Origin of the sequence: Micromonospora sp. NPDC005291 (assembly GCF_040607415.1) — a bacterium.
GTDB lineage: Bacteria > Actinomycetota > Actinomycetes > Mycobacteriales > Micromonosporaceae > Micromonospora.
On record NZ_JBEXGR010000020.1, the window covers coordinates 71,770 to 91,883 of the forward strand.

Annotated in this window: 19 protein-coding genes and 2 pseudogenes; 8 read left to right on the forward strand and 13 right to left on the reverse strand. The window is 69.1% G+C overall.

Annotation, left to right across the window (positions count from 1 at the left end):
- The first annotated feature begins 128 nt into the window (after positions 1 to 128).
- On the forward strand, positions 129 to 1,322 hold the full coding sequence (locus ABZT18_RS24195) for a histidine kinase (protein ID WP_354997524.1): 1,194 nt from the start codon (positions 129 to 131) through the stop codon (positions 1,320 to 1,322).
- Positions 1,310 to 1,969 carry a response regulator transcription factor gene (locus ABZT18_RS24200; RefSeq protein WP_354997525.1) on the forward strand — a complete coding sequence of 220 codons (660 nt, stop codon included), beginning with the start codon at positions 1,310 to 1,312 and terminating at the stop codon, positions 1,967 to 1,969. The genes ABZT18_RS24195 and ABZT18_RS24200 overlap by 13 nt, the downstream gene beginning before the upstream one ends.
- A 104-nt stretch (positions 1,970 to 2,073) precedes the next feature.
- Here ABZT18_RS24200 and ABZT18_RS24205 read toward each other — a convergent pair whose 3' ends face one another.
- The 3 genes from ABZT18_RS24205 to ABZT18_RS24215 form a co-directional block, all read right to left on the reverse strand.
- Positions 2,074 to 4,644 carry an FtsX-like permease family protein gene (locus ABZT18_RS24205; protein WP_354997526.1) on the reverse strand — a complete coding sequence of 857 codons (2,571 nt, stop codon included), beginning with the start codon at positions 4,642 to 4,644 and terminating at the stop codon, positions 2,074 to 2,076.
- Between the two features lie 35 nt (positions 4,645 to 4,679).
- Entirely contained in the window at positions 4,680 to 5,426 is a 747-nt protein-coding gene (locus tag ABZT18_RS24210; RefSeq protein ID WP_354997527.1) for an ABC transporter ATP-binding protein, read from the reverse strand.
- A 368-nt stretch (positions 5,427 to 5,794) separates the two neighbouring features.
- Positions 5,795 to 6,010: a hypothetical protein gene (locus tag ABZT18_RS24215; protein WP_354997528.1), complete on the reverse strand. Its 216-nt coding sequence runs from the start codon at positions 6,008 to 6,010 to the stop codon at positions 5,795 to 5,797.
- A 16-nt stretch (positions 6,011 to 6,026) separates the two neighbouring features.
- Here ABZT18_RS24215 and ABZT18_RS24220 point away from each other — a divergent pair, with 16 nt between their 5' ends.
- Together ABZT18_RS24220 and ABZT18_RS24225 are read left to right on the forward strand one after the other, a co-directional pair.
- A complete protein-coding gene (locus ABZT18_RS24220; RefSeq protein WP_354997529.1) occupies positions 6,027 to 6,227 on the forward strand; it encodes a hypothetical protein in 201 nt (66 codons plus the stop codon).
- A gap of 750 nt (positions 6,228 to 6,977) precedes the next feature.
- Entirely contained in the window at positions 6,978 to 7,382 is a 405-nt protein-coding gene (locus ABZT18_RS24225) for a DUF3224 domain-containing protein (protein WP_354997530.1), read from the forward strand.
- A gap of 61 nt (positions 7,383 to 7,443) precedes the next feature.
- On the opposite strand, the pseudogene ABZT18_RS24230 reads toward ABZT18_RS24225, so the two are convergent.
- Positions 7,444 to 7,626 (reverse strand): annotated as a pseudogene (locus ABZT18_RS24230) (IS5/IS1182 family transposase); the annotation flags it as partial.
- 365 nt (positions 7,627 to 7,991) lie between these two features.
- On the opposite strand from ABZT18_RS24230, the gene ABZT18_RS24235 reads away from it, so the two are divergent.
- Together ABZT18_RS24235 and ABZT18_RS24240 are read left to right on the forward strand one after the other, a co-directional pair.
- Positions 7,992 to 8,876 (forward strand): aminoglycoside phosphotransferase family protein, encoded by an 885-nt coding sequence (locus ABZT18_RS24235; RefSeq protein WP_354997531.1) that lies wholly within the window; start codon positions 7,992 to 7,994, stop codon positions 8,874 to 8,876.
- Positions 8,877 to 8,912: 36 nt separating this feature from the next.
- Positions 8,913 to 9,064 (forward strand): annotated as a pseudogene (locus ABZT18_RS24240) (IS5/IS1182 family transposase); the annotation flags it as partial.
- Positions 9,065 to 9,109: 45 nt separating this feature from the next.
- Here ABZT18_RS24240 and ABZT18_RS24245 read toward each other — a convergent pair.
- A complete protein-coding gene (locus ABZT18_RS24245; protein WP_354997532.1) occupies positions 9,110 to 10,051 on the reverse strand; it encodes a LysR substrate-binding domain-containing protein in 942 nt (313 codons plus the stop codon).
- Between the two features lie 219 nt (positions 10,052 to 10,270).
- Between ABZT18_RS24245 and ABZT18_RS24250 the strand changes: the two genes are divergently transcribed.
- On the forward strand, positions 10,271 to 11,485 hold the full coding sequence (locus tag ABZT18_RS24250) for an MFS transporter (protein ID WP_354997533.1): 1,215 nt from the start codon (positions 10,271 to 10,273) through the stop codon (positions 11,483 to 11,485).
- Positions 11,486 to 11,755: 270 nt separating this feature from the next.
- Here ABZT18_RS24250 and ABZT18_RS24255 read toward each other — a convergent pair whose 3' ends face one another.
- The 6 genes from ABZT18_RS24255 to ABZT18_RS24280 all read right to left on the reverse strand — a co-directional run bounded on the left by ABZT18_RS24255 (position 11,756) and on the right by ABZT18_RS24280 (position 17,395).
- Positions 11,756 to 13,018, reverse strand: a complete 1,263-nt coding sequence (locus ABZT18_RS24255) for an ABC transporter ATP-binding protein (protein ID WP_354997534.1) — start codon at positions 13,016 to 13,018, stop codon at positions 11,756 to 11,758.
- A complete protein-coding gene (locus tag ABZT18_RS24260) occupies positions 13,015 to 14,646 on the reverse strand; it encodes an ABC transporter ATP-binding protein (RefSeq protein WP_354997535.1) in 1,632 nt (543 codons plus the stop codon). Before ABZT18_RS24260 ends, ABZT18_RS24255 begins: the two co-directional genes overlap by 4 nt.
- A 170-nt stretch (positions 14,647 to 14,816) precedes the next feature.
- On the reverse strand, positions 14,817 to 15,446 hold the full coding sequence (locus ABZT18_RS24265; protein WP_354997536.1) for a VC0807 family protein: 630 nt from the start codon (positions 15,444 to 15,446) through the stop codon (positions 14,817 to 14,819).
- A complete protein-coding gene (locus ABZT18_RS24270) occupies positions 15,443 to 15,979 on the reverse strand; it encodes a TetR/AcrR family transcriptional regulator (protein ID WP_355252529.1) in 537 nt (178 codons plus the stop codon). Before ABZT18_RS24270 ends, ABZT18_RS24265 begins: the two co-directional genes overlap by 4 nt.
- A gap of 131 nt (positions 15,980 to 16,110) precedes the next feature.
- Positions 16,111 to 16,458, reverse strand: a complete 348-nt coding sequence (locus tag ABZT18_RS24275) for a DUF1330 domain-containing protein (RefSeq protein ID WP_354997538.1) — start codon at positions 16,456 to 16,458, stop codon at positions 16,111 to 16,113.
- Positions 16,459 to 16,567: 109 nt separating this feature from the next.
- Complete coding sequence (locus ABZT18_RS24280) at positions 16,568 to 17,395, reverse strand: dienelactone hydrolase family protein (protein ID WP_354997539.1); 828 nt, start codon at positions 17,393 to 17,395, stop codon at positions 16,568 to 16,570.
- Positions 17,396 to 17,524: 129 nt separating this feature from the next.
- Here ABZT18_RS24280 and ABZT18_RS24285 point away from each other — a divergent pair, with 129 nt between their 5' ends.
- Entirely contained in the window at positions 17,525 to 18,463 is a 939-nt protein-coding gene (locus ABZT18_RS24285) for a helix-turn-helix domain-containing protein (protein WP_354997540.1), read from the forward strand.
- A gap of 357 nt (positions 18,464 to 18,820) precedes the next feature.
- Here the strand turns inward: ABZT18_RS24285 and ABZT18_RS24290 are convergent, their stop codons facing one another.
- Positions 18,821 to 19,165, reverse strand: coding sequence for a hypothetical protein (locus ABZT18_RS24290; RefSeq protein ID WP_354997541.1), 345 nt, complete (start codon positions 19,163 to 19,165; stop codon positions 18,821 to 18,823).
- Between the two features lie 298 nt (positions 19,166 to 19,463).
- Positions 19,464 to 20,108 carry a TetR/AcrR family transcriptional regulator gene (locus ABZT18_RS24295; protein ID WP_354997542.1) on the reverse strand — a complete coding sequence of 215 codons (645 nt, stop codon included), beginning with the start codon at positions 20,106 to 20,108 and terminating at the stop codon, positions 19,464 to 19,466.
- Positions 20,109 to 20,114 lie beyond the last annotated feature (6 nt).

Below are 20,114 nucleotides of genomic sequence, written 5' to 3' on the forward strand. Positions count from 1 at the left end.
TCGCTCACCGATCTGCTACGTCGCTGACCGAAAGCTGTCTGTAGTGGCGTGGGCGGCGGCCCGCCGGGCAGACTCGACGCCGTGTCGGAAACGCGAGCTTCCCCGGGCATACAGGGAAAGGGCATCCGGTGACGTCGGGGCGACGGTGGGTGCAGGCGCGGCGGGGTGGGGTCTACCTGCTGGGCTCATTGGTCTCCGGGGTCGCCACGGTGCTCACGCTGCCGCTGCTGTGTGTCCCGCGGCTCGCCCGGCTCTGGGCGAGCTGGCACCGTGACCGCGCTGCCCGGCTGCTCGGTACGCCGTTGGCGGCTCCTGCCATGCGCGCGACGAGACGCCGGGCATGGGCCGATCCGGCCACGGGCCGCACTTCCCGCGCCCTGCTCTGGCTGCCGGTGAACGCCATGACCGGGGTGGCGCTCGGCCTGCCCGCGCTGCTGTGCGTGGGCAACATCGTGCTCGCCGTGATCGCCACACCACTATGGTGGGCGTTCGGGCTGGAGAACCGGCCACGGCTGTTCATCGACGTTGTGGTGACCGGCTGGCTGACAGCCCTCACCCTCGGTCCACTGCAGATCCTCTCGCTCACCGCGCTGGCGTACGTGGGCTTCCCGCTGATCGCTCGCGCACACGCCCGGATCTGCCTGGTGGTGCTGTCGCACTCGACGGACGAACAGCTCGCCGAACGGGTCGCCGTGTTGACCCGCACCCGGGCGGACGTGCTCGACGCACACGGCGCGGAGCTGCGCCGGATCGAACGTGACCTGCACGACGGCACCCAGGCCCGGCTCGTGGCCATCGCGATGCGGCTGGCCGTGGCCCGGCAGGCGTTTTCCGACAATCCGCGGGACGGGCAGTTCGTGGAAGGACTTCTTCGGGACGCACACGAAGGAGCCGAAGAGGCGATGACCGAACTGCGGGAGGTGATCCGAAGCGTCTATCCGCCGATTCTCGCCGACCGGGGCCTCGACGGTGCCCTGACCGCCGTGACCACCCGCTGCGGCGTGCCGACCCGGTTGGACATCGGCGACCTCGAACGGGTCCCGGCGGCCGTGGAGGCCGTCGTCTACTTCGCCGTCGCGGAGGCACTCACCAACGTCACCAAACACAGCCAGGCGACCGTGGCCGGCGTACGGGTCAGCCGCACGGCAGACTGGTTGTCGGTGGTGATCACCGACAACGGCACCGGCGGCGCCGACGATCGGCGGGGCACCGGCATTGCCGGGATCCGTCGCCGGGTGCTCGCACTCGACGGCGTTGTCGATGTCGACAGCCCGGCCGGCGGGCCGACGGCCATCACCGTGGAGCTGCCGTGCGAGTGGTGATCGCCGAAGACAACGTGCTGCTGTCCACCGGACTGGAACTGCTGCTGGGCCGCGTGGGCTTCCAGATCGCGGCCATCGCCGAGGATGCGGCGGGTTTCCTCACCGCCGTGCGGGAGCACCGACCCGACGTCACGATCGTCGATGTCCGGCTGCCGCCGTCGTTTCGCGACGAAGGGATCCGAGCAGCTCTGCAGGCCCGCCGGGAGCACCCCGGCCTGCCGGTCCTGGTGCTGTCGCAATACGTGGAGCAGCAGTACGCCGCCGAACTGCTCTCCACCGCAGGCGGCGGGGTCGGCTATCTCCTCAAGGACCGGGTGAGCCGGGTGGACGGGTTCGTCGACGCGCTGCGTCGCGTCGCCGCCGGTGGTACCGCCATGGACCCGGAGGTCATCGCGCAGCTCGTCCAACGCGCCGGCGACCCGATCGCCGCCCTCACCCCTCGCGAACGCGAGGTCCTCGCGTTGATGGCGCAGGGACACGACAACAACGCCATCGCTGCGCAGCTTGTTATCACCGACAACGCCGTCCACAAGCACATTGGCAACATCTTCGCCAAGCTCGGTCTCGCCGTGACCGACAGCGGCCACCGTCGTGTCCTCGCCGTCCTCACCTATCTCAACGCGGCGGGCCGGATCAGCGACCGCTGATCGTGCCCCGTCTCCGTCGTTTGTCACCCGCGAACGCCGATCGCGTCGACCGGCTGCGACCGCCTGGCGATTGGGGTCGAGGTCATGATGGCGGCCGGGGTGTCTCACTCGTGCCCGCCGATCGCGTCGATCGGCGCGGGTCGCATCGCGTACCGGGTGGCCATCGTGATCGCACCCCAGGAGAGCGCGATGGCGAGCGCCACGATCGCGATGAGGCCGATGAGGGAAATGCTGGGAGTGGGCGACTTCGTCAACCCGAGGCTGAAGCCGATCAGCGGCGGGATCGTCGCCAGCAGACCGAACAGCAGCGCCGCGAAGACCACAATCCGGGCCTCGCCGTTCATCATCGCGCGGACCTGGTTCCGGCTGGCACCGATGAGTTGCAGTATCGCGAACTCGCGTACCCGCGCCGCCGTCGCCATCACCAGGGTGTTCACCACGGCGATGGCGATGTAGCCCAGCAGCACCGTCTGGAACAGCAGGTTCAACGCCCAGTCACCCGAGCCGCCGGCCCCGGGCGCGGCCAGGAACGCCCCCCTGTCGCCGACCTGGACCGTCGGGTAGCGCCCGACGGCGCCGCGCAGCGCGGCGGCGAGCGCCTTCGCGTCGGTCCCGTCCGCGGACCTGATCAGGACCGCGGTGTCGACCTGCGCGGCGGTGTGGGCGACGACGAGGTCGTTAGGCAGGGTGACGTCCCCGAAACCCAGGCCGTTCTCGTAGATCGCCACCACCCGCGGCTTGATCACCGTGCCGTCGCCGAGGTGGAGCTCGGTCGTCCCGCCGACTCTCGCATGGACGGTCTCCGCGACGACCCGGCTCAGCGCCACCGCCTCGCCCCGCAAGTCCGCACTATCGCCCTGGACCACCGCGAGGTCCATGGTTTCGGAGAGCCGTTCGGGTGCGACACCCTGGGCGGCGAAGACCTTGGTCGCGGTGCTGTCCTCAGACGGGAACGTCAGCAGCACCTGCATCCGCGCCACCGGCGTCGCCACGGCCACGCCGGGCACGTCGCGCACAGTGTCCACGACCTCGGGGGACACCCCGGCGCCGGACGACGCGGTCAGCACGTGGTCGGCCCGCAGTCCGTCCTCGAGTTGGTCCTGCGCCCTCGCGAGCGTCGTGGAGGCGCCGAACACCTGCATGGCGGCCAAGGCCACGCCCATGGCCAGCGGTGTGGTGGCCGAACTGAGCCGCCGCCAGCCGGCCCGGGCGTTGGACTGGGCGAGGAAGCCGGCGGCCGTGGACCGCCGGTTCAGGATCCGGCCGAACAGCACGAGGGCGCCCCTGAGCAGCAGGGGTCCGAGACACCCGAGCGCCACGACGAACAAGAGGACCGCGCTCCCCGCGGTGTCGGCGGCCGAGTCTCCCGGCGACGCCACATTGCCCAAGGCCAGCAGCAGCCCGAGCAGGATGAGCAAGACGCCGATGGTCAACCGGACCCCGCCGAGCTTCTTGGGCTCGACCGCGGCGTCCCCGAGCGCCTCAACCGGGCTGACCTTGGCCACCCGACGGGCGACCAGCCGGCCGGCGAGTCGGGCGCTGGTCATGCACAACGCCAGCGAGGCGAGGACGGGCAACAACCCCACCCGCATCTGGAAGTCCGGGGGCATCGCGCCCGCGAGGACGAACACGTCACGCATCACGAACGCCAGCACCACGCCGGGGATCGCGCCAACCACGGCGCCCACCGACGACACCAGGGTCATCTCAGCGTCGATCATCCAGCGGATCTGCCTGGGCGTCGCACCGATGGCACGCAGCAGGGCCAGTTCGCGCCTGCGCTGCCGCACCGACAACGCGAGGGTGCTCGCCACTACGAACACCACGATCAGCACCATGGTGCCGCCGAACGACGCCGCCGTCTCCACCACCAGGCTGCGGGCGTCGCCCACGTCCAAGAACTCCACGTCTCCGCGTCCCGCGCCGGTGTGGGCCACCACGCCCGGCACGGCAGCCGTGATCCGCTCGGCCAACTGCTCCGGGGCGACGCCGGCCGCGGCGAGCACACCGATAGCGTCCACCCGGTCCGGACGGCCGGACAGCCTGGTCGCCTGGTCGTCGGTGACGAACACGGCGGACTGCCGGCCCAACCCGTCCCCCGGCGCGGTGGCGATGCCCACCACGCGGTAGGACGACGGGATCGAGCCGACCACGAGCCGCACTGTCGCGTCGAGCGACACGTCGCCGCGCGCGGCGAGGCCGGCGTCGAGCACGACTTCGTCGGGCGCGGAGGGGGCGCGGCCCTCGCGCACCTGGAATGGCCCGAGCGCCGCGGCGGACCAGCCGTGCCCGAGCACCGGGAAGCCGTCCGGGCCGGCCACCGCGTCGCCGTCCGAGGTCAGCATGCTGACCTCGACGTTGACGTCGCCGACGGCCGACTGGACGCCGGACACCGCGGCGACGGTGGCGACCTTGTCGACGGGCAGCTTGACACGCTCGCTGTAGCGGACCTCAGAGCTCTCGTCCAGCCAGAACGACTGCTCCGCGCCGAGGACCACCGCCGCGCCCGAGTACCGCTCGGGGGTCACGCCGGTACCGAGCCCGGACACCAGCAGAATCCCGCAGGCGGTGATCACCGCCGACCCCGCGGCGATCGCGATGAAGGAACCGACGAAACCGCCCTTGCGCCCCTTGATCGTGCTCCACGCCAGCGACAGGTCCGTGGGAAACGGCACCCCCACAATGCGGACCAGCCGCCGGATACGGCGGATCACCACTCACCCAGGTGCGTCATGCGCGCGGCGACCTGCTCCGGAGTGGGCCGGGGCAGCTCACCCGCGAGCCTGCCGTCGGACAGGAACACCACCGAGTCGGCGTACGAGGCAGCGACCGGGTCGTGGGTGACCATCACCACCGTCTGCCCCATGTCGTCCACGACGTGTCGCAGCAACTCCAGAATCTGCCTGCTGGACCGGGTATCCAGCGCACCGGTCGGCTCGTCCGCGACCACCACGTCCGGGCGAGTGATCAGCGCCCGGGCGACCGCGACCCGCTGCTGCTGACCACCGGAGAGTTCACCCGGCCGCCGCTTGCCGTACTCGCCGAGGCCGACCGCGGTGAGCACCTGACGCAGCAACGTCTTGTCGGTCTTCCGGTCCGCCAGCCGCAGCGGCAGCGTGATGTTCTCCTCCACGGTCAGCGCGCCCAGCAGGTTGTACGCCTGGAAGATGAAGCCGATCCGCTCACGTCGCAGCTCGGTCAACTCGGTCTCCGACCGGCTGGACAAGTCCGTGTCACCCAGCACGACCTGGCCCGATGTCGGCCGGTCCAGACCTGCCGTGCAGTTGAGGAGGGTGCTCTTGCCGGAACCGGACGGGCCCATGACGGCGGTGAACGTACCGCGCGGGAATCCGGCTGTCACCGCGTCGAGAGCGCGTACCGTGTTCTTCCCCGACCCGTACTCCTTCGACACCGAATCCACGCGCACCGCATAGCGCGATGTCCCGAATATCGGCATTGTGCGAGTGTATGGCGAGTCGGTTGCGGTGGTCTCAGCCTGCGGGACGCGCCGTCTCGACGGATCCCTCTTTGATCTCATGCCGTCCGACGTTAGGTTCGGCGGCGGCCTGGACCGATACCCCGTACCACCGGACATGAGGTACAGCTAGCTGTAGTGCCGGTGAAGCAGTACGACGCTCACGACGGCGCCTCGGTTGTCGCAGGTGGTGCCGCTCGGGGGCGTTTGATAGTCCCGTTAGAGCCATTCGTGGAGCGCCTGGACCGGTGAGGTGTGGTGACGTGGTCCGGCCGGTACGCCGTCGCCGGTGTCGTTGTCATCGGCGGTGTAGGTGCGGTGGTGGCGGCCCGAGGGGCTTCGCGGTCCTCTCAGCCGCCCGTCCGGTCCGTGAGGCGGCGCAGCGCTGTTCCTGGCTGGGGGAAGGCGAGCCGCAGGGTGTGTGCGGTGAGTCGGATGCCCCACCAGGTGAGGGCGGCGAGGTAGCCGACGATGAGGGCGCTGGTGGTGTCGATGGTGAATACAAGGGCGTAGCCGATGGCGAGGCCGGGTGCGGTGACGGTGCGGATCGTCCGGCTGCGGCTCATGGTGAGGGCGGTGGCTATGCAGGCCATCGGACTCGACCGCTACAACGAAGCCCTCTACACCACAGCAATGCACGCCCGACACGCCCTCGGCGACACCGACGGCATCCGCACCCTCCTGCGCGCCCTGACCAAAGCCCTCGCCGACCTCGACGCCGAACCGCGCGAAGACACCATCGCGCTCGCCACCCAACTGCGTAACAGTCAGGACGAGAAGTGACCCTCTCCGCCAGGTCGCCGCGCACACGTTTGCTACGCCTGCCGGCGCTCGTGCCGACCCTCCGCTGCGCCATTGCGGGCCAAGGAGCGCCGGACAGCGAGCAATGGCGAGCCGCATAGTCATACCGGCAACCCCTCTGGGTCAACGCCATCCGTCCGTGAGTTCGCTGTACGACGTGCGGCCTGCTCCTCGGCCCGCCCCCGTTAACCGGTCGAAACCGCCACCGCGTTGGCCGCCGTCGCCCTCCCGCTGTCCGGCCGACCAACGGCATACTGGCCGCCCTCGCGTGGCAGGCAGCCGGAGTGATCCTGCTCGCCTTCATTGACCTGGCCGTCATGCGACTATCACCGCGATCGGCCTCGGCCTCCGCTGCATGGGTCGCCGGGCGGCCGGAGCCGTCCTGCCGCTCGGATCGTTTCCTGGTTGCCGACACTGCGGTCGCCCTCCTAACTCCTTGACCAGCGCCTCGAAAAAGTGGGGAGGGAACGCACGTGACCCTTCATGACAGGAGGCAGGGTCACCAGCATCCGCTTCTGTCGATGAGCGGATGTTCGCGGCTAGTGTTTATGCGACGGGGCGGCCATCCACGCGGCGACGACATAGACGTGGCGCAGGGCGGACCCGTCATGGCGGCAGCGGATGTTCAGGCCGCGGCCTTGAAACCTGCCCGCGCCGGTCACCATGATCAGCCACACAAGCGCTCGACAATCCTGACGGAAACTGTCAGTTGAGGGCCGTACGATCCGAGGCATGCGAGCGACCGGAACATTCGACGTAGCCGACTTTACTGCGGCCTCCGTGCCGATCTCCGAGATCAAGACCGGCTTACCGGTCGGCTTTGCCACCATGCGTAAGACGTTCACCGGCGAGATCGACGGCCGATCCGAAACACTCTTCACGGCCGCCTTCGACGCCTCGACCGGCACAGGCACGTACGTCGCGATGGAGTCCTTCGAGGGCGGCATCGCCGGCCACGCGGGCACCTTCAACTTCGTGCACTCCGCCACCACCACGGGTGAGAACCGGCAGGCCGAGTTCCTGGCGATCGTCCCCACAAGCGGCACCGGCGACCTGACCGGTATCCGCGGCTCAGGAGGCATGACAGTCGACGACGATGGCACCCACCGCATCTGGTTCGACTTCGAATTGTCCTGACACCCGCCTCCCGGATGGCCGACCGATCCGAGGTAACGGCGGTAGCGCCGCAGCCGTTACCGCCGGCGGCGAGCCGGGTATAAGTGTCGCCGTTGCGCAGGTGGGCCAGGGCGAGTAACGCCTGTCGGCCCGGATCGAGGCGCCGTCACCGGGATCGATGCTGCTTAGGGTGCGCTCGGATGAGGTCAGCCAGGTGGTTCAGGGTTCGGCTGGACAGCGGGATCGTGGAGGGGTAAGACAGCACAGGCGAGGCTCCCGGTCGAGGCATCGGATTCTCTTAACTGCAGCCTGACTTTCATCGATCTCCGGGCTCGCCGTATCCGCCTGATCTACAAGATCAGCTTGAAGAGAGCTCATTCTCGCCCGTCACTCACGGGGCCATGCCTCGTGGCCAACCGGCATCCCGACCGTCCTTGTTCAGCGCCGCTCCATCGTGTCGGTCTGACGGCGAGGCAGCCGAGGTGTTCGCCGGTCGGATGCACACCGACGGCAGACCCGGCCGGGTCGCCGCCGAAGCCGAGGCCGCGGTACAAGTGGTTGATCCGGTGAACGGTTCGGCGGGCCCGAATTCGATTGCCGGATGATCGAGTGGAATCTATGGTCGCGTCGATGCGCCCCGGAGAGATCGTCGTCACTGTCGAGCAGGTACGCGCTCTGATCGATGAGCAGTTCCCCGATTGGTCGGACCTACCGATCGTGGCACAGCCGTTGAACGGCACCGACAATGCGCTGTTCCGGCTGGGTGGTTCTCTGACGGCGCGGTTGCCGAGGGCGCACTGGGCGGTCGACCAGGTGGCGACCGACGCGACCTGGCTGCCGCGGTTGGCGCCGCATCTGCCGGTGCCGGTGCCGGTGCCGATCGCGGTCGGCAAGCCGGTCGGGGACTACCCGTGGCCGTGGACGATCGTCCCGTGGCTGGAGGGGCGCAATCCGGAAGTCGGGCAGGACCTCGCCGACCTCGCTGTCGACCTCGCCGGTTTCGTGCGCGCGATGATCGCGATCGACCCGATGGGCGGGCCGGTCAAGAAGGGGATTCAGCGCGGCGTGCCACTGGCGCAGCGGGACGAGCTGACTCGCCGGTCGATCGTGGCGCTGGGCGACCGGATCTCCGGGCGGGCCGTGACCGCAGCGTGGGACGAGGCGATGGCGGCAGACGAGTGGCCCGGACCGCCGGTATGGCTGCACGGTGATCTCCTGGAAGGCAACCTGCTGGCCGACCGGGGCAGGCTCACCGGGGTGATCGACTTCGGCGGTCTCGGCCGCGGCGATCCGGCGGTCGAGGTGCGGCCGGGCTGGAGCCTGTTCGATGCCCGCGCGCGGGCCGCCTACCGGGAGGCGCTCGGGTTCGACGAGGCGACGTGGATACGCGGATGGGCCTGGATGCTGTCCGGCTCGCTCTACTGGCTGGCCGACCTGTGGGATTCGATCAGCAAGAACGACCGCGAGGACACAATCCGCTACATCGACTATATCGTGCGTCACCGCCACGACTGACCTGTGGTGCCGCTGCCTGCCACGCTCGGCGCATGACTCACCGCCGCCCGCCTCCACACCATCATCGACGCGCTGAACAGCGCGGACGTGGTGACCTTCGCCGACAAGGGCTACCAAACACTCGGGGAAGCGTGCGCACGCCCTTCAAGCGGCGCCGCTTCCGACCGACACTGTCGCGCCGGCAGAGGCGGTCAACCGGGCGCGCGCGAATCCGCAGGCCAGGGCGCTCGGCTTTAATGCGCTGGGGCTGTCGGTTCGTCTAGCCGTTTGGGTCGATGAACTTCCTCATGGCTTCCAGCGTCATTGGCGTGGATGTCGAGGAGGGCGAGGAAGGCCTTCGCCGCGGGCGTGCACTCGGCTCGGCTCCAGATGACGTATTCGACGCGGGCCGGCGCGTCCGTGACCTGGATGGTGGTCACGCCGGTGAGTTGCGGCGCGTAGGCGGACGGGAGCATGGCCACGGCAAGTCCCTGTTCGACCAGCCGGGAGGTGAGGTAGGCGGTGGTCACCTCGAAGGCGACGTCGCGGCTGAGACCGGCGGCCGCGAATGCCTGATCGGACTGGATTCGCCCGGCGGTCTTGGCCGGCAGGTCGACGAACACCTCGGTGGAGAGCCGACGCAGGCTGACCGCTGACTCTGCGGCGAGGGGATGATCCGGGGCGACCACGGCGACGAGCCGGTCGCGGGCGAGTTCTCGGGCGTTGACGCCTTCGGGACGCGCGGTGGTGGGCAGGCCGAGGAAGGCCGCCTCGATGGCACCCTGCTTGACCTGCTCGATGAGTTCTTCGCTCGCACCCGCGCGGAGGTTGATGCGTACGGACGGGTACCGCTGACGGAAGTCTCGCAGGACGCCGGGAAGGTCGACTGCGGCGACGGTAGGGATCAGGCCGATCACAAGCCGTCCGCGTACCTCACCGGCGGCCGCCGCGACCTCGGCGGAAGCGCGCTCTGCGGCGTCCAGGCACTGACGGGCGGCGGGCAGGAACGCGGCGCCGGCCGGGGTCAACCGGACGCGTCGGCTGGTGCGCTCGAAGAGCTTTGCGCCCAGTTCCCGTTCAAGGCGTGCGATTTGGTGACTGAGCGCGGACTGCACCACCAGGCAGCGCTCGGCGGCCCGAGTGAAGCTGTTCGTCTCGGCGACCGCGATGACGTAGCGCATCTGCTGTAGCTCCACCGATCCATCTTCTTTCACGATCGATGAGGTGACAAGCATGTGTTGGACTCCTTGATCGATTCGGTTGAGGCTTCTCAGAAGACCGGCACGGCACGGCTGTTGTCCGGCCGGAACCCCCAGTACCCCGGACCAACTTCGCCGCCGCCAGCGGTCAGCGGGAACCGGCCGATGACACACGCGCCATCGCCGACCGCAGGCCCTCACGACAAGAAAGAAGACATGGTCACAACCGATGAGCACCCGTACTCGCCCCTGAGGTCATGGCTGGGTGTTGCCGTCATCACCGCCAGCCTGTTCACCTTCGTCACCACCGAACTAATGCCCGTCGGCCTGCTCACCCCGGTGAGCGTGAACTTGGATGTGTCCGCGGGCGTCGCCGGATTGATGGTCACGCTGTACGGCATCTCCGCAGGCCTCGGCGTGCCGTTCATCGTCGCGTGGACCAGGCGCATCAACCGGCGCATCCTGCTATCCGTACTCCTGGCGATCCTGGCCCTGGGTAACCTGCTCACCGCTGCCTCACCGAACTTCACACTGGTCCTCACGACCCGGCTCGTCATGGGATTCGCCAACGGCGTCTTCTGGGCGATCGGCGTGAGCATGGCGATGCGCCTCGTACCCGGACGTCTCGCCCCCCGAGCCTCGGCGGTCGCGCTGTCCGGCATCTCGATCGCCGCGGTGGTAGGCATCCCACTCGGCACGTTCCTGGAAAGCCTCACCAACTGGCGCGCCACATTCCTCATCTGGGCCGGCCTCAGCACGCTGATGTTCCTCGCGGTCACCGTGATCATTCCCTCGCTGCCCTCGCAGAACGCCGTCCCGGTCCGGGATGTCTTCCGACTCCCGATCCAGCACCCGCAACTGCGCCTGGTGATGGTCGCCGTGACGCTGTACGTGCTCGGCCACTTCGGCGCGTACACCTACATCCGGCCCTTCGCGGAGGAGCAGGCGTCGGCCTCGGTCGCCTTCATCACCGTGTTGCTCGTGATCTACGGCGTCGGCGGCACGGCCGGCAACTTCATCGCCGGCCACACGGTGACCAAGAACCTCTGGGTCAGCTTCGTCCTCGCCTGCGCAGGGCTCGTGATGGCGATGCTGCTGCTGCTCACAATCGGGCACACACGGCCCGGACTGATCCTCGCCGTTGCCCTCTGGGGAACGTCCTTCGGCGCCGCGAACCTGTGCCAGATCAACCTGATGCTCGGCGCCGCACCCGGAAAGTTCGAGGCAGCCATGTCCATCAACACCATGGGCTACAACACGTCCATCGCGCTGGGCGCGCTGTTCGGTGGATGGTTCGCCGACAGTCTCGGAGTCGACAGCGCCCTCTGGTTCGGTGTGGCGCTGACGGGCGCCGCGTTGCTCGTCACCGTCGCCATACGCCGGACGACCACCGCGGCGGTCTCCGAGGATGAGCTGGCCACCACCAGGTGACACGTTGACCGGGCCGGACGCAAACCATGCGGAATGCGCCCAGCGGACATCCGGGCTGCCGGCTCATGATCGTCGGCGTCGCCTGGGCGCGACGTCGCGGGATCAGCGCGGCAGCGTGCCTGTAGGAGTCGAGGTCGAATGCCATACCTGTTCCTCGACACGGGCCGGTACGCGGACTGGTCAAGACCGGGGCAGATGAGTTGCTCGCCGCCCGGGCCGGAAAAGAATCCGTTCCAGCACCAATCCGGCGGGCGGCGGGCGACGAATCCCTCACGACAGCACCTGAGCATCGACGCCGTAGCGGCGGAGACGGAGATCTGTTGTGAGACTGTCCCGAGCCCTGTTGGCCGTGCCCGTGGCGGCGCTGGTTTTCGTGTTTCCCGGCGTCGCGCACGCCGACGAGAGCGTGCAGGTCCAGTTGCAGGACCTCAACGAAACCGGTGCCACCGGCACCGCGACGTTGACCGCGACGAGCGGCGGTGACCTGAAGGTCATGATCCGGTCCAAGGGGATGACCCCGAACTCGGTCCCGCCGGTGGGTCGCGGCGGTTCCGCTGAGGAGGCGAGGCCCTCGATCCTGGCGAACGAGGCGGCGCTGCTCTGCAAGGTCTCCACCCAGATCAGGATCGTGTCGATCGGGGTGGAGAGCTGGCGCAGGTAGAAAACGGCCGCAACGACGATGCCGAGGCTGAGCTGGTGGTCGAGGTACAGCAGCCCACCCACTCCGAAAGTGGCGCCGACGGCAAGGGCGGTGGAGGCGTCGATGGTCGGGAAGAACACGCTCCGCAGCCGAAGGGTGCGCAGCTGGGCGACGGTCGCGGCAGCGATCGCGGACGAGCAGTCGGCTGCCCGCCGCTCCTGCAGGCCGAGCGCCTCCACCGTCCGAGCGCCGGCGGCGGTGCCGGCCAGGACGTCGGCGACCTCGGCATTCGCGGCCGCCTGGGCCAGGTAAGCCGACCGGGCGCGGCGCAGGTACCAGCGCAGGACCACGGGGATGGCGACGAGTGCGACCAGCCCGACGACGCCCAGCACGGGGGAGAGAAGGATGACGGCGACGATGATGATCAGCGCCTGGGCCAGGGCGAACACCATCTCCGGGGCGGCGTCGCGGAGAGCGAACGAGACCAGTCCGGCGTCGGTGGTGGCACGTGAGGTGAGGTCGCCGGTCCCGGCCTCTTCGACACCTCCTGCGGGGATCCGCATGAGCCGGTCGGCCAGCTGCTCGCGCAGGCGGGCCGCAGTCCGTTCGCCGAATCGGTAGCCAAGGCGGCGGGCCTGATACGCGATCAGGAGCTGCGCGGCCGCGGCAAGCACCACGAGGAGGCCCCAGCGGTCGATGGTCGCGACCCCGGCCCCGACCTGCACCTCATTGACGATCTGCCCGAGCAGCCACGGCCCGACCAGACCGGCGCCCGCCGCCGCGCAGTTGGTGAGCAGCACGACGATGAACGCTGCCCGGTCGGAGCGAATGAGCCGCCAAGCAGCGCGGCGGACCTCGCCGGGCTCTGCCACCGGCAACGGCTGCGCGCTCATGCTTGGATTTCGGGGTCGTGGGCGCTGGCGGCCGGTGCTCCGCGGTGGACCAGGGCAGCGTAGGCGGGGTTGGCCAGCAAGGTGGTGTGGGTGCCGCTTGCGACCACCCGACCATCCACGAGCAGGTGCACCTCGTCGGCTCCTTGCAGCACGAGCGCGGACGTCGAGGTGACCAGCGTGGTCTTGCCGCGACGGCGGTGGGTGAGGCGGTCGACGATGGTGGCCTCCGTGGCGGCGTCAAGCGCCGAGGTGGGGTCCACCGCCAGCAGGACGGTCGGGTCGGCGATCATCGCTCGGGCGAGCCGGACGCGTTGGCGTTGACCGCCTGAGAGGTTCCGTCCTCCCGAGTCGATCCTCGAACCCAGGCCTTCGGGCAGGCCCCGCACCACGTCGTCGGCGGCGGCCGTGTGCAGCGCGTCCAGCATCGCCGCCTCACCGAGGTCGTCGACGTCGAGGCGACCGGCCACCACCTGTGCCAGGGAACCGGCGAACAGGGCGGCTTCGTTGTCGGCCACCAGCACCTGCTCGTGCAGCTGTGCGGGATCGAGCTCGGAGGTCGGCTGCCCGGCCCAGGTCGCACCGGTGCGGAAGCCTCCGAGTCGGTCGACCAGCGCCACGGCATCGGAGTGCCGGGCGGTTGCGACCGCAGCGAACGTCCCCGGCGGGATCCGCAACCCGGAGACTTCGTCGACCAGGACTCCCCGACCCGGGGCGACCGCCGTTCCGGTGCTGTCGGGGAGCACGCCCAGGAAGTCGGTCACCCGCCGTGCGGCGACGAGAGCCTGACTGAGATCGAGCGCGCCCTCGATGAAGGAAGCCACCGGCACCGCCAGCACCGCGGCGTAGCCGTAGACCGCGACCAGCTCGCCCACCGTGATGCTGCCCTCGACCGCAAGCCGGGCGGCCAGCCACACCACCACAGCGGAGAACAGCGTCGGCAGCCCCAGACCGACTGCCTGGATCACGCTCGTGACACGGCCGACCCGGTAGCCGTGCTGCAGTAGCCGCTGCGACTCGGCGCGGAAACGGTCGGCGTAGACCGCTTTGCCGCCCAACCCGTTCAGGACGCCCAACCCCGCGACGATGTCCACGATCCGACCCGTCACCCGAGCCTGCTGGTCGCGGTACGGCGTACCGACCGTCCGGAGCCGTCCCGTCGCCGGACCCACGACCAGGGCCAGGACCGGGATTCCTGCCAGCACGACCAGCGCCAGTGGCACCGAGATCCGCAGCAACAGCACCGCGATCACCACGTACGCCAACACCGCGCCGACCCCGGGCCCGGTCGCGGTGAGGCTCCGCCCGATCGTCCACGCATCCCCACCTCCGATGGTCACGACCTCTCCGGTGAGCGCGCGCCGCGCCATCGTGCCTCCCAGACGAATGCCGTGCGCGTTCACCTCGGACACCGTCCGCAGCGCCGCGTCCATGCGCACACGGGTCATGGTGCGATGCCGCCAGATGCTCAGGCCGGCCAGGACGCCACCCACCAGCAGCAGGACAGCCGTCCACCCCAGCACCACGTCCCGCTGACCCTCCCCGAGGCTGTCGATCGCACGGGAAAGCACGTACGGCGGCAGGGCGAGCCCCACCATCCAGGCGCTGCCGAGCACCGCTCCGAGCGTCACCCGGCCGCGCTGTCGAGACACGAGCCATGCCAGGTACGACCACGGGCCACGGGTGGAGGGGCGTGAAGGCGACACGGTGCTCGGACCCATGCCGCTCTCGACCACACGTCGAGCTCGCGGTCGCCCCTGGAGGGCCCGGCCGGCCGGCCCTCCCGCTGATCGACGCACCATCAGCCCGGCACTTCCGTGACCTGGCGCATACGCCAGCGTCCCCATACCCTGCCCGTCTGGACGACGACGACCAGCATCACGGCCAGAAGCGCGGTGGAGGCCGCCGGGACGTGGTCCAGAGGCAGCGTGTAGCTCATCACGACCCGGGCGGCGGCGTCGATGAGGAAGGCCAATCCGAAGCCCCACGTCATGCCCCGCATCGCCCGGCGAAACGTCCCACTGGTCTCCCAGGACCGGTGCCACACCTCGGCCGCCGTCGGGGGCATGAAGCCGACGGTTGCAGTGAACCCGAGTGGCCGTGGCAGCAACAGCGAGAGCAGGATCCAGACACCGACGAAGCCGGTCAGGTAGCTCTCGCGGGCCATCAGCAGCCGCGAGTCGGCGGTCATGAGGCCGATCGCAGTCCCGACAGTGATGAGCTCGAGGGTGAACAGGCTGGCCCCGGGGACGCGCCGCCGGAGGACCAGGCTGGCGCTCAGGCGGAGCATCGGCAGCGCGGCCCCGGCGAGGAGTGCGGTCCAGACGGATGCGCCCCGTGCGCGGAGCAGGTAGTAGGACGCGAGCGGCACGACGAGGTCGAGGAGCAGGAAGCCGGCGAATGGGGCCGGACGGCTCCTGGTCATGCTCATCGGAGCTCCTTAGCCTGCATCGCGCGTCGCACGATGGTGACGAGGTGCTCGGCGTGGCCACGTGGATCAGCCGTCGGGTCGCAGGTGGCACGGGCCGCTGCGGTGTCGATCGAGGCCCGGATTGTCAGGGCGAGCACCCCGGCGTCCACATCAGCGACCTCACCCGTCGCCTGCCCGCGCTCGAACAGCTCCCGCAGGTGGGCGCTCAAGGGATCCTCGCCTCCCGGTGTCGCGTCTGCAGGTCGCATGTTCGCCGCCACCTCCATGACTGCGCGCACGTGTCTGGGATGGTGGGCGACGAAGGCAAGGTTGCTCCTGATGTAGGTCGCGAGCTCGCCGATGACCGAGTCGCCGTCTCCCGTCGCCTCGGTGATCTTGGTCCCGGCGTCGCGGTAGAGAGAGGTCACCTCCTCACCCGACAGGTCCTCCTTGGTCGGGAAGTTGCAGTTCACCACGCCCTTGCTGACGCCGGCGCGGCGCGCAACCTCGGCGACGGACGTGCCTGCGAACCCCCGCTCGACCAGCACGTCCACCGCGCAGGCGACCAGCTGGGCCCGCCGGGCCAAGCCGCCGAGCGATGGGTTCGACGAAGGTGTCGTACACACGTACGGAATTAGCACGATCATACGATCCAATGTCGGTGTGGCCCTCAGGTCCGCCGACCTCAGGGCGATGCCGGGGCGTCTCGGATGGCCTGCGCGGTGGCCCTCGGGTCGTAATCCTGGGGAACGCCGGCGACGAGGATGATGTCGCCCTGGATGTGCCGGGAACGAAGGGGTGCGATCTCCCGGTAGGCCGAGGAGTCCCACCAGTCCCTGGCCTCGTCGATCCCGGGAAAGCCGATCACCACGACGTGTCCGGCCCAGGTGCCCTCCTTCACCTCCGGCGGCGTGCCGTGCACGAGGAAACGGCCGCCGAAGGGCTCGAACGTGCTGGTGATCCGCTCCATGTACTCGGCGACGTCCGGGTGCGGATCGGCGTCGTGCAGGTGGGCGATGGCGTAAGCGTTCACTCGAGGTTCCGATCTGTCGAGGGGTTCGGTGCGGGTGGGCGTCAGTCGGGTTGTCACTGCGGGACCCGGTCCCTCACACGATGGGATTGCAGTTTTCGTCTGTGCCGGGTCATGAGTTGATGCGGCTGATGCCGAGGCCGTGGAGCCGGTCGTGGAGGAAGTCGAGGATCTCGTCGCGCGCGGCGGTGGTCGGTTCGTCCTCGCCATCGATGAGGTGAACGGTGACGACGCTGTGGGGATAGGGGACGTGGGCAGCGAAGAACGGCGGTGCCTCCGGATTCGCGGCGGTGTCGGGGAGCTCGCGGCTCAGGAAGGAGTCACCCAGTGTCTGCGCGTAGGCATCGAAGCGTGCCCGGGTGCAGACGACGTCCCCCTCGAACCGGTAGGCCAGGACGGTGAGACCGTCGCGGTCGAGACGTTCCTTCACCGCGGCGAGCTCGGCGTCGCTGATCTCCAGGGCGCCCGGCTCGTCGACCGGCAGGGCCGGCTGGCAGGCGACCGGGGCGACGACGGCGCTCTCGAGCATCATGGTGATGGCGAAGTTGCCGGTGAAGCACATGCCGACCGCGCCCACACCGGGCCCCCCGCACTCCCGGTGCACCAGGCGGGCGAGGGCCATCAACCACGCAGTGACGGGGCTCGACTCGCCGCCGCCGAGTGCGCGGAACTCCTTCGCGACGCACAGGCGACGAAACACCTGTGCCCCGCTGTCGGCGTCGCCGAGGGCGCCGTCGGTGCCGAAGATTGAAGGCAGGTAGACCGTCATGCCGCGATCGCGGACCCATCGGGCGAACCGCGCGACGTGAGGGCTGATCCCGGGCATCTCGGGCATCACGATGACGCCGGGACCGTCGCCACTGACATGCACGTGACGCACCTCACCGAGGAGCGAGACGGACCGGACGGTGAAGTCGGCCAGGTTGTCGTCCCGGGTCACGTCGTGATCCGTCATGGAGGTCCCCCTGCGATGGATCGTCGCCGAGTGCGGCCGATCTGGTGACTACGATGGATCAACGATGAAGTCCTTGGGAGAGCAAGACCGGCCACAGTTCGGGCGGTTCGAGACATGACCTCGGTCCGCGTCCTGGATCTCGAGGGTGCGATGGCCACCTCCGTGGCCATCACCGTCGATGTCCTCGACACCGCGAACCGGCTGGCCCTCCGATCGGGACATGCCGATCCGTTCGACGTCCAGCACTGGGTCGATGACGGCCAGGCAGACGCCACGGATCCGGTGGATCTCGTCGTGGTCCCCGGCCTCGGGATGAGGAACACCCACGAGGTTCGCAGCCGACTCGCGATGCCCGACGCCAGGGCGGCGGCGCACTACGTGGAGGAGGCCGCCGCAGCGGGGAGCGAGATCGCAGCCTCGTGCGCCGGGGTGTTCCTCCTCGCCGAGGCCGGCATCCTCGACCAGCGACGTGCGACGACCACCTGGTGGCTGGCACCGCTGTTCGCCAGGAGGTACCCCGCAGTTCGACTGACACCTGCTGACCTCGTCGTCACCGACGGCCCGGTGACAACTGCAGGGGCAGCCATGGCCCACCTGGACCTGATGCTGACGCTCGTGGGTCGCCACGGTGGGGAGGCACTCGCCCGGCAGTGCGCCAGGTACCTCGCCGTGGATCGTCGCCAGTCACAGTCTCCCTACGTCATGTCCGAGACGATGAAGGGCGCCGATAACGAGGTCGCCATCGCGCGGTCGTGGGCGCTCCAGCACCTCGACACACGCATAGGAGTGAGCGACCTGGCCGCCGCCGCACACGTCAGTCCGCGCACGTTCACCCGCCGCGTCAGCGAAGCCACGGGTATGCCACCTGCTCGATTCCTACGACGCCTGCGTGTCGAGCGAGCTGTCGAGCTTCTCCAAAACACCGACCTCGCCGTCACCGGAGTCGCCCACGCGGTCGGGTACAGCGACCCCACGGCACTTCGACGGGCCATGAGCCAGGAACTCGGCATGAGCCCCCGGACAGTCCGCGGACAGCGCACCCCCGCCCACTGAGTCACACCAGAGACCGGCCCGGGCCCACCACACATCTTGCGCCAAAGCGTCCGAAGGCCGTCGGCACTCACCTCGGGCCGAGCTTCGGCAGACGACGTGACAGGAGGGCGTCAACCATCAGAGCAGGATCGGCACGCGGAGCGTGGCCAGTGCGGGATCCTTGGCGGACGGCGGAGACTCACGTTCGCTATCCGGCTAACGCACCTGGGCGTACAGCAGATGGCCAACGCAGCGGTCGGCGTGCATAGCCAGAGCTGGCCGTTGTCCGGCGGGGATCGGGTCCTGGGACGTGGCTCGGGCCAACTCCGTGGCAGTGCGAACCGGACCAGGTCTGACGCATGTCAACGGCTGGCCAAGTTACGACGTGTCGTCCCCGAGCGCGAGTATCGCAGCGGATGCCGCCTCGATCACCTTGGGGGGCCATTCCGGTATCTCGGCCCAGACATAGGTGCGAAGCATGCCGTACGGGCTGTCGATCGCGGCGACCTTCACCAGGGTGAGGTGTCGCGTCGTGTCGTTGCCGAAGCGCGCGACGGTCAGTTCCCTCAGTCGTTGGTGGATGACCTCGTTGACTGTCTCGATCTCACGCCGACAGTTGGTCGGTGCAGTCTCGGCAAGTCGTGATTGCCGAAACAGTGTCATCGCAGCCGCCTCGGGTTGATGGTCGCGTGTGAATGTGGCGACGCAGCGGGCCATCGCCAACAGTGAGACCTGTGGATCACCGTGATCCCCGGCCGCGAGGTGGGCCTCATGAAACGATGGACGCTCCTCAGCCTCAGCCGGGTCAGCAACTCTTGGCGAGACGCGAAGGGGTCTGCTGCAGCGACAGGTGACATGTGAAATGGCTTGCTGCCAGTGGCTTCGTCGAGCTGACGTCGAGGACGGCGTCAAGCCAGGTGCGACCAGTAGTGAGCCGGCTGAGCTGCGCGAGGCCCGTAAGCGGATCAATCCGACGCTCGGTGCCACAGGTCGTGCTGCGGCCAGTCGCTGAGCCTGTCCGCTATTCGGCGCCGGCGATTGTGGCGCCGATGACCGTGTCCACATACCACCGCTGGTACTGCTCCAGCGACCATCCGCGTTGCCGGACGAGCCAGTCGAAGTTGCGGACGTCCTGAGCCAACCAGAGGATGTCGGCCACCTGTTCGACGTCGAGGTCAGGGCGTAGGCCCCCCGTGCCGACGAGTTCCGCAGCGAACATGGCCATGCCGCGGCGGCGCTCGTCGATGTTCTTGCGCCAGATCTCGGCGGCGTCCGCATCGGCGGTGGCCGCTGCGGCCAGCGCGAGCATTACCTGGGCCTGCCGGGCGTTGACCTCGACCAGGTGGCGGGCGTAGCGGGCGAGCTTGGCGCGGGGGTCGGCGAGCGCGCGGATCTCGGCGACGAAGGGCCGGTCGGGCAGGGCCACCGGTTCGTCGTCGCCAGCCAGGGTGACGTCGACCAACTGGGAGAGCAGTTGTCGCTTGCTGCCGAACACCGCGTACAGCGTCTGGACGGCGACGCCGGCTTCTGCGGCGACGGCGGTCAGGGGCGTGGCCGCGTAGCCGGGGTCGACGAACAGCCGGCCAGCCGCTTCGAGGATTGCCTGCCGGGTCTGTCGGGCCTGCTCCTGTCGGCGAGAGGAGTCATAGCGTCTCTTGACAATCACTGGTCG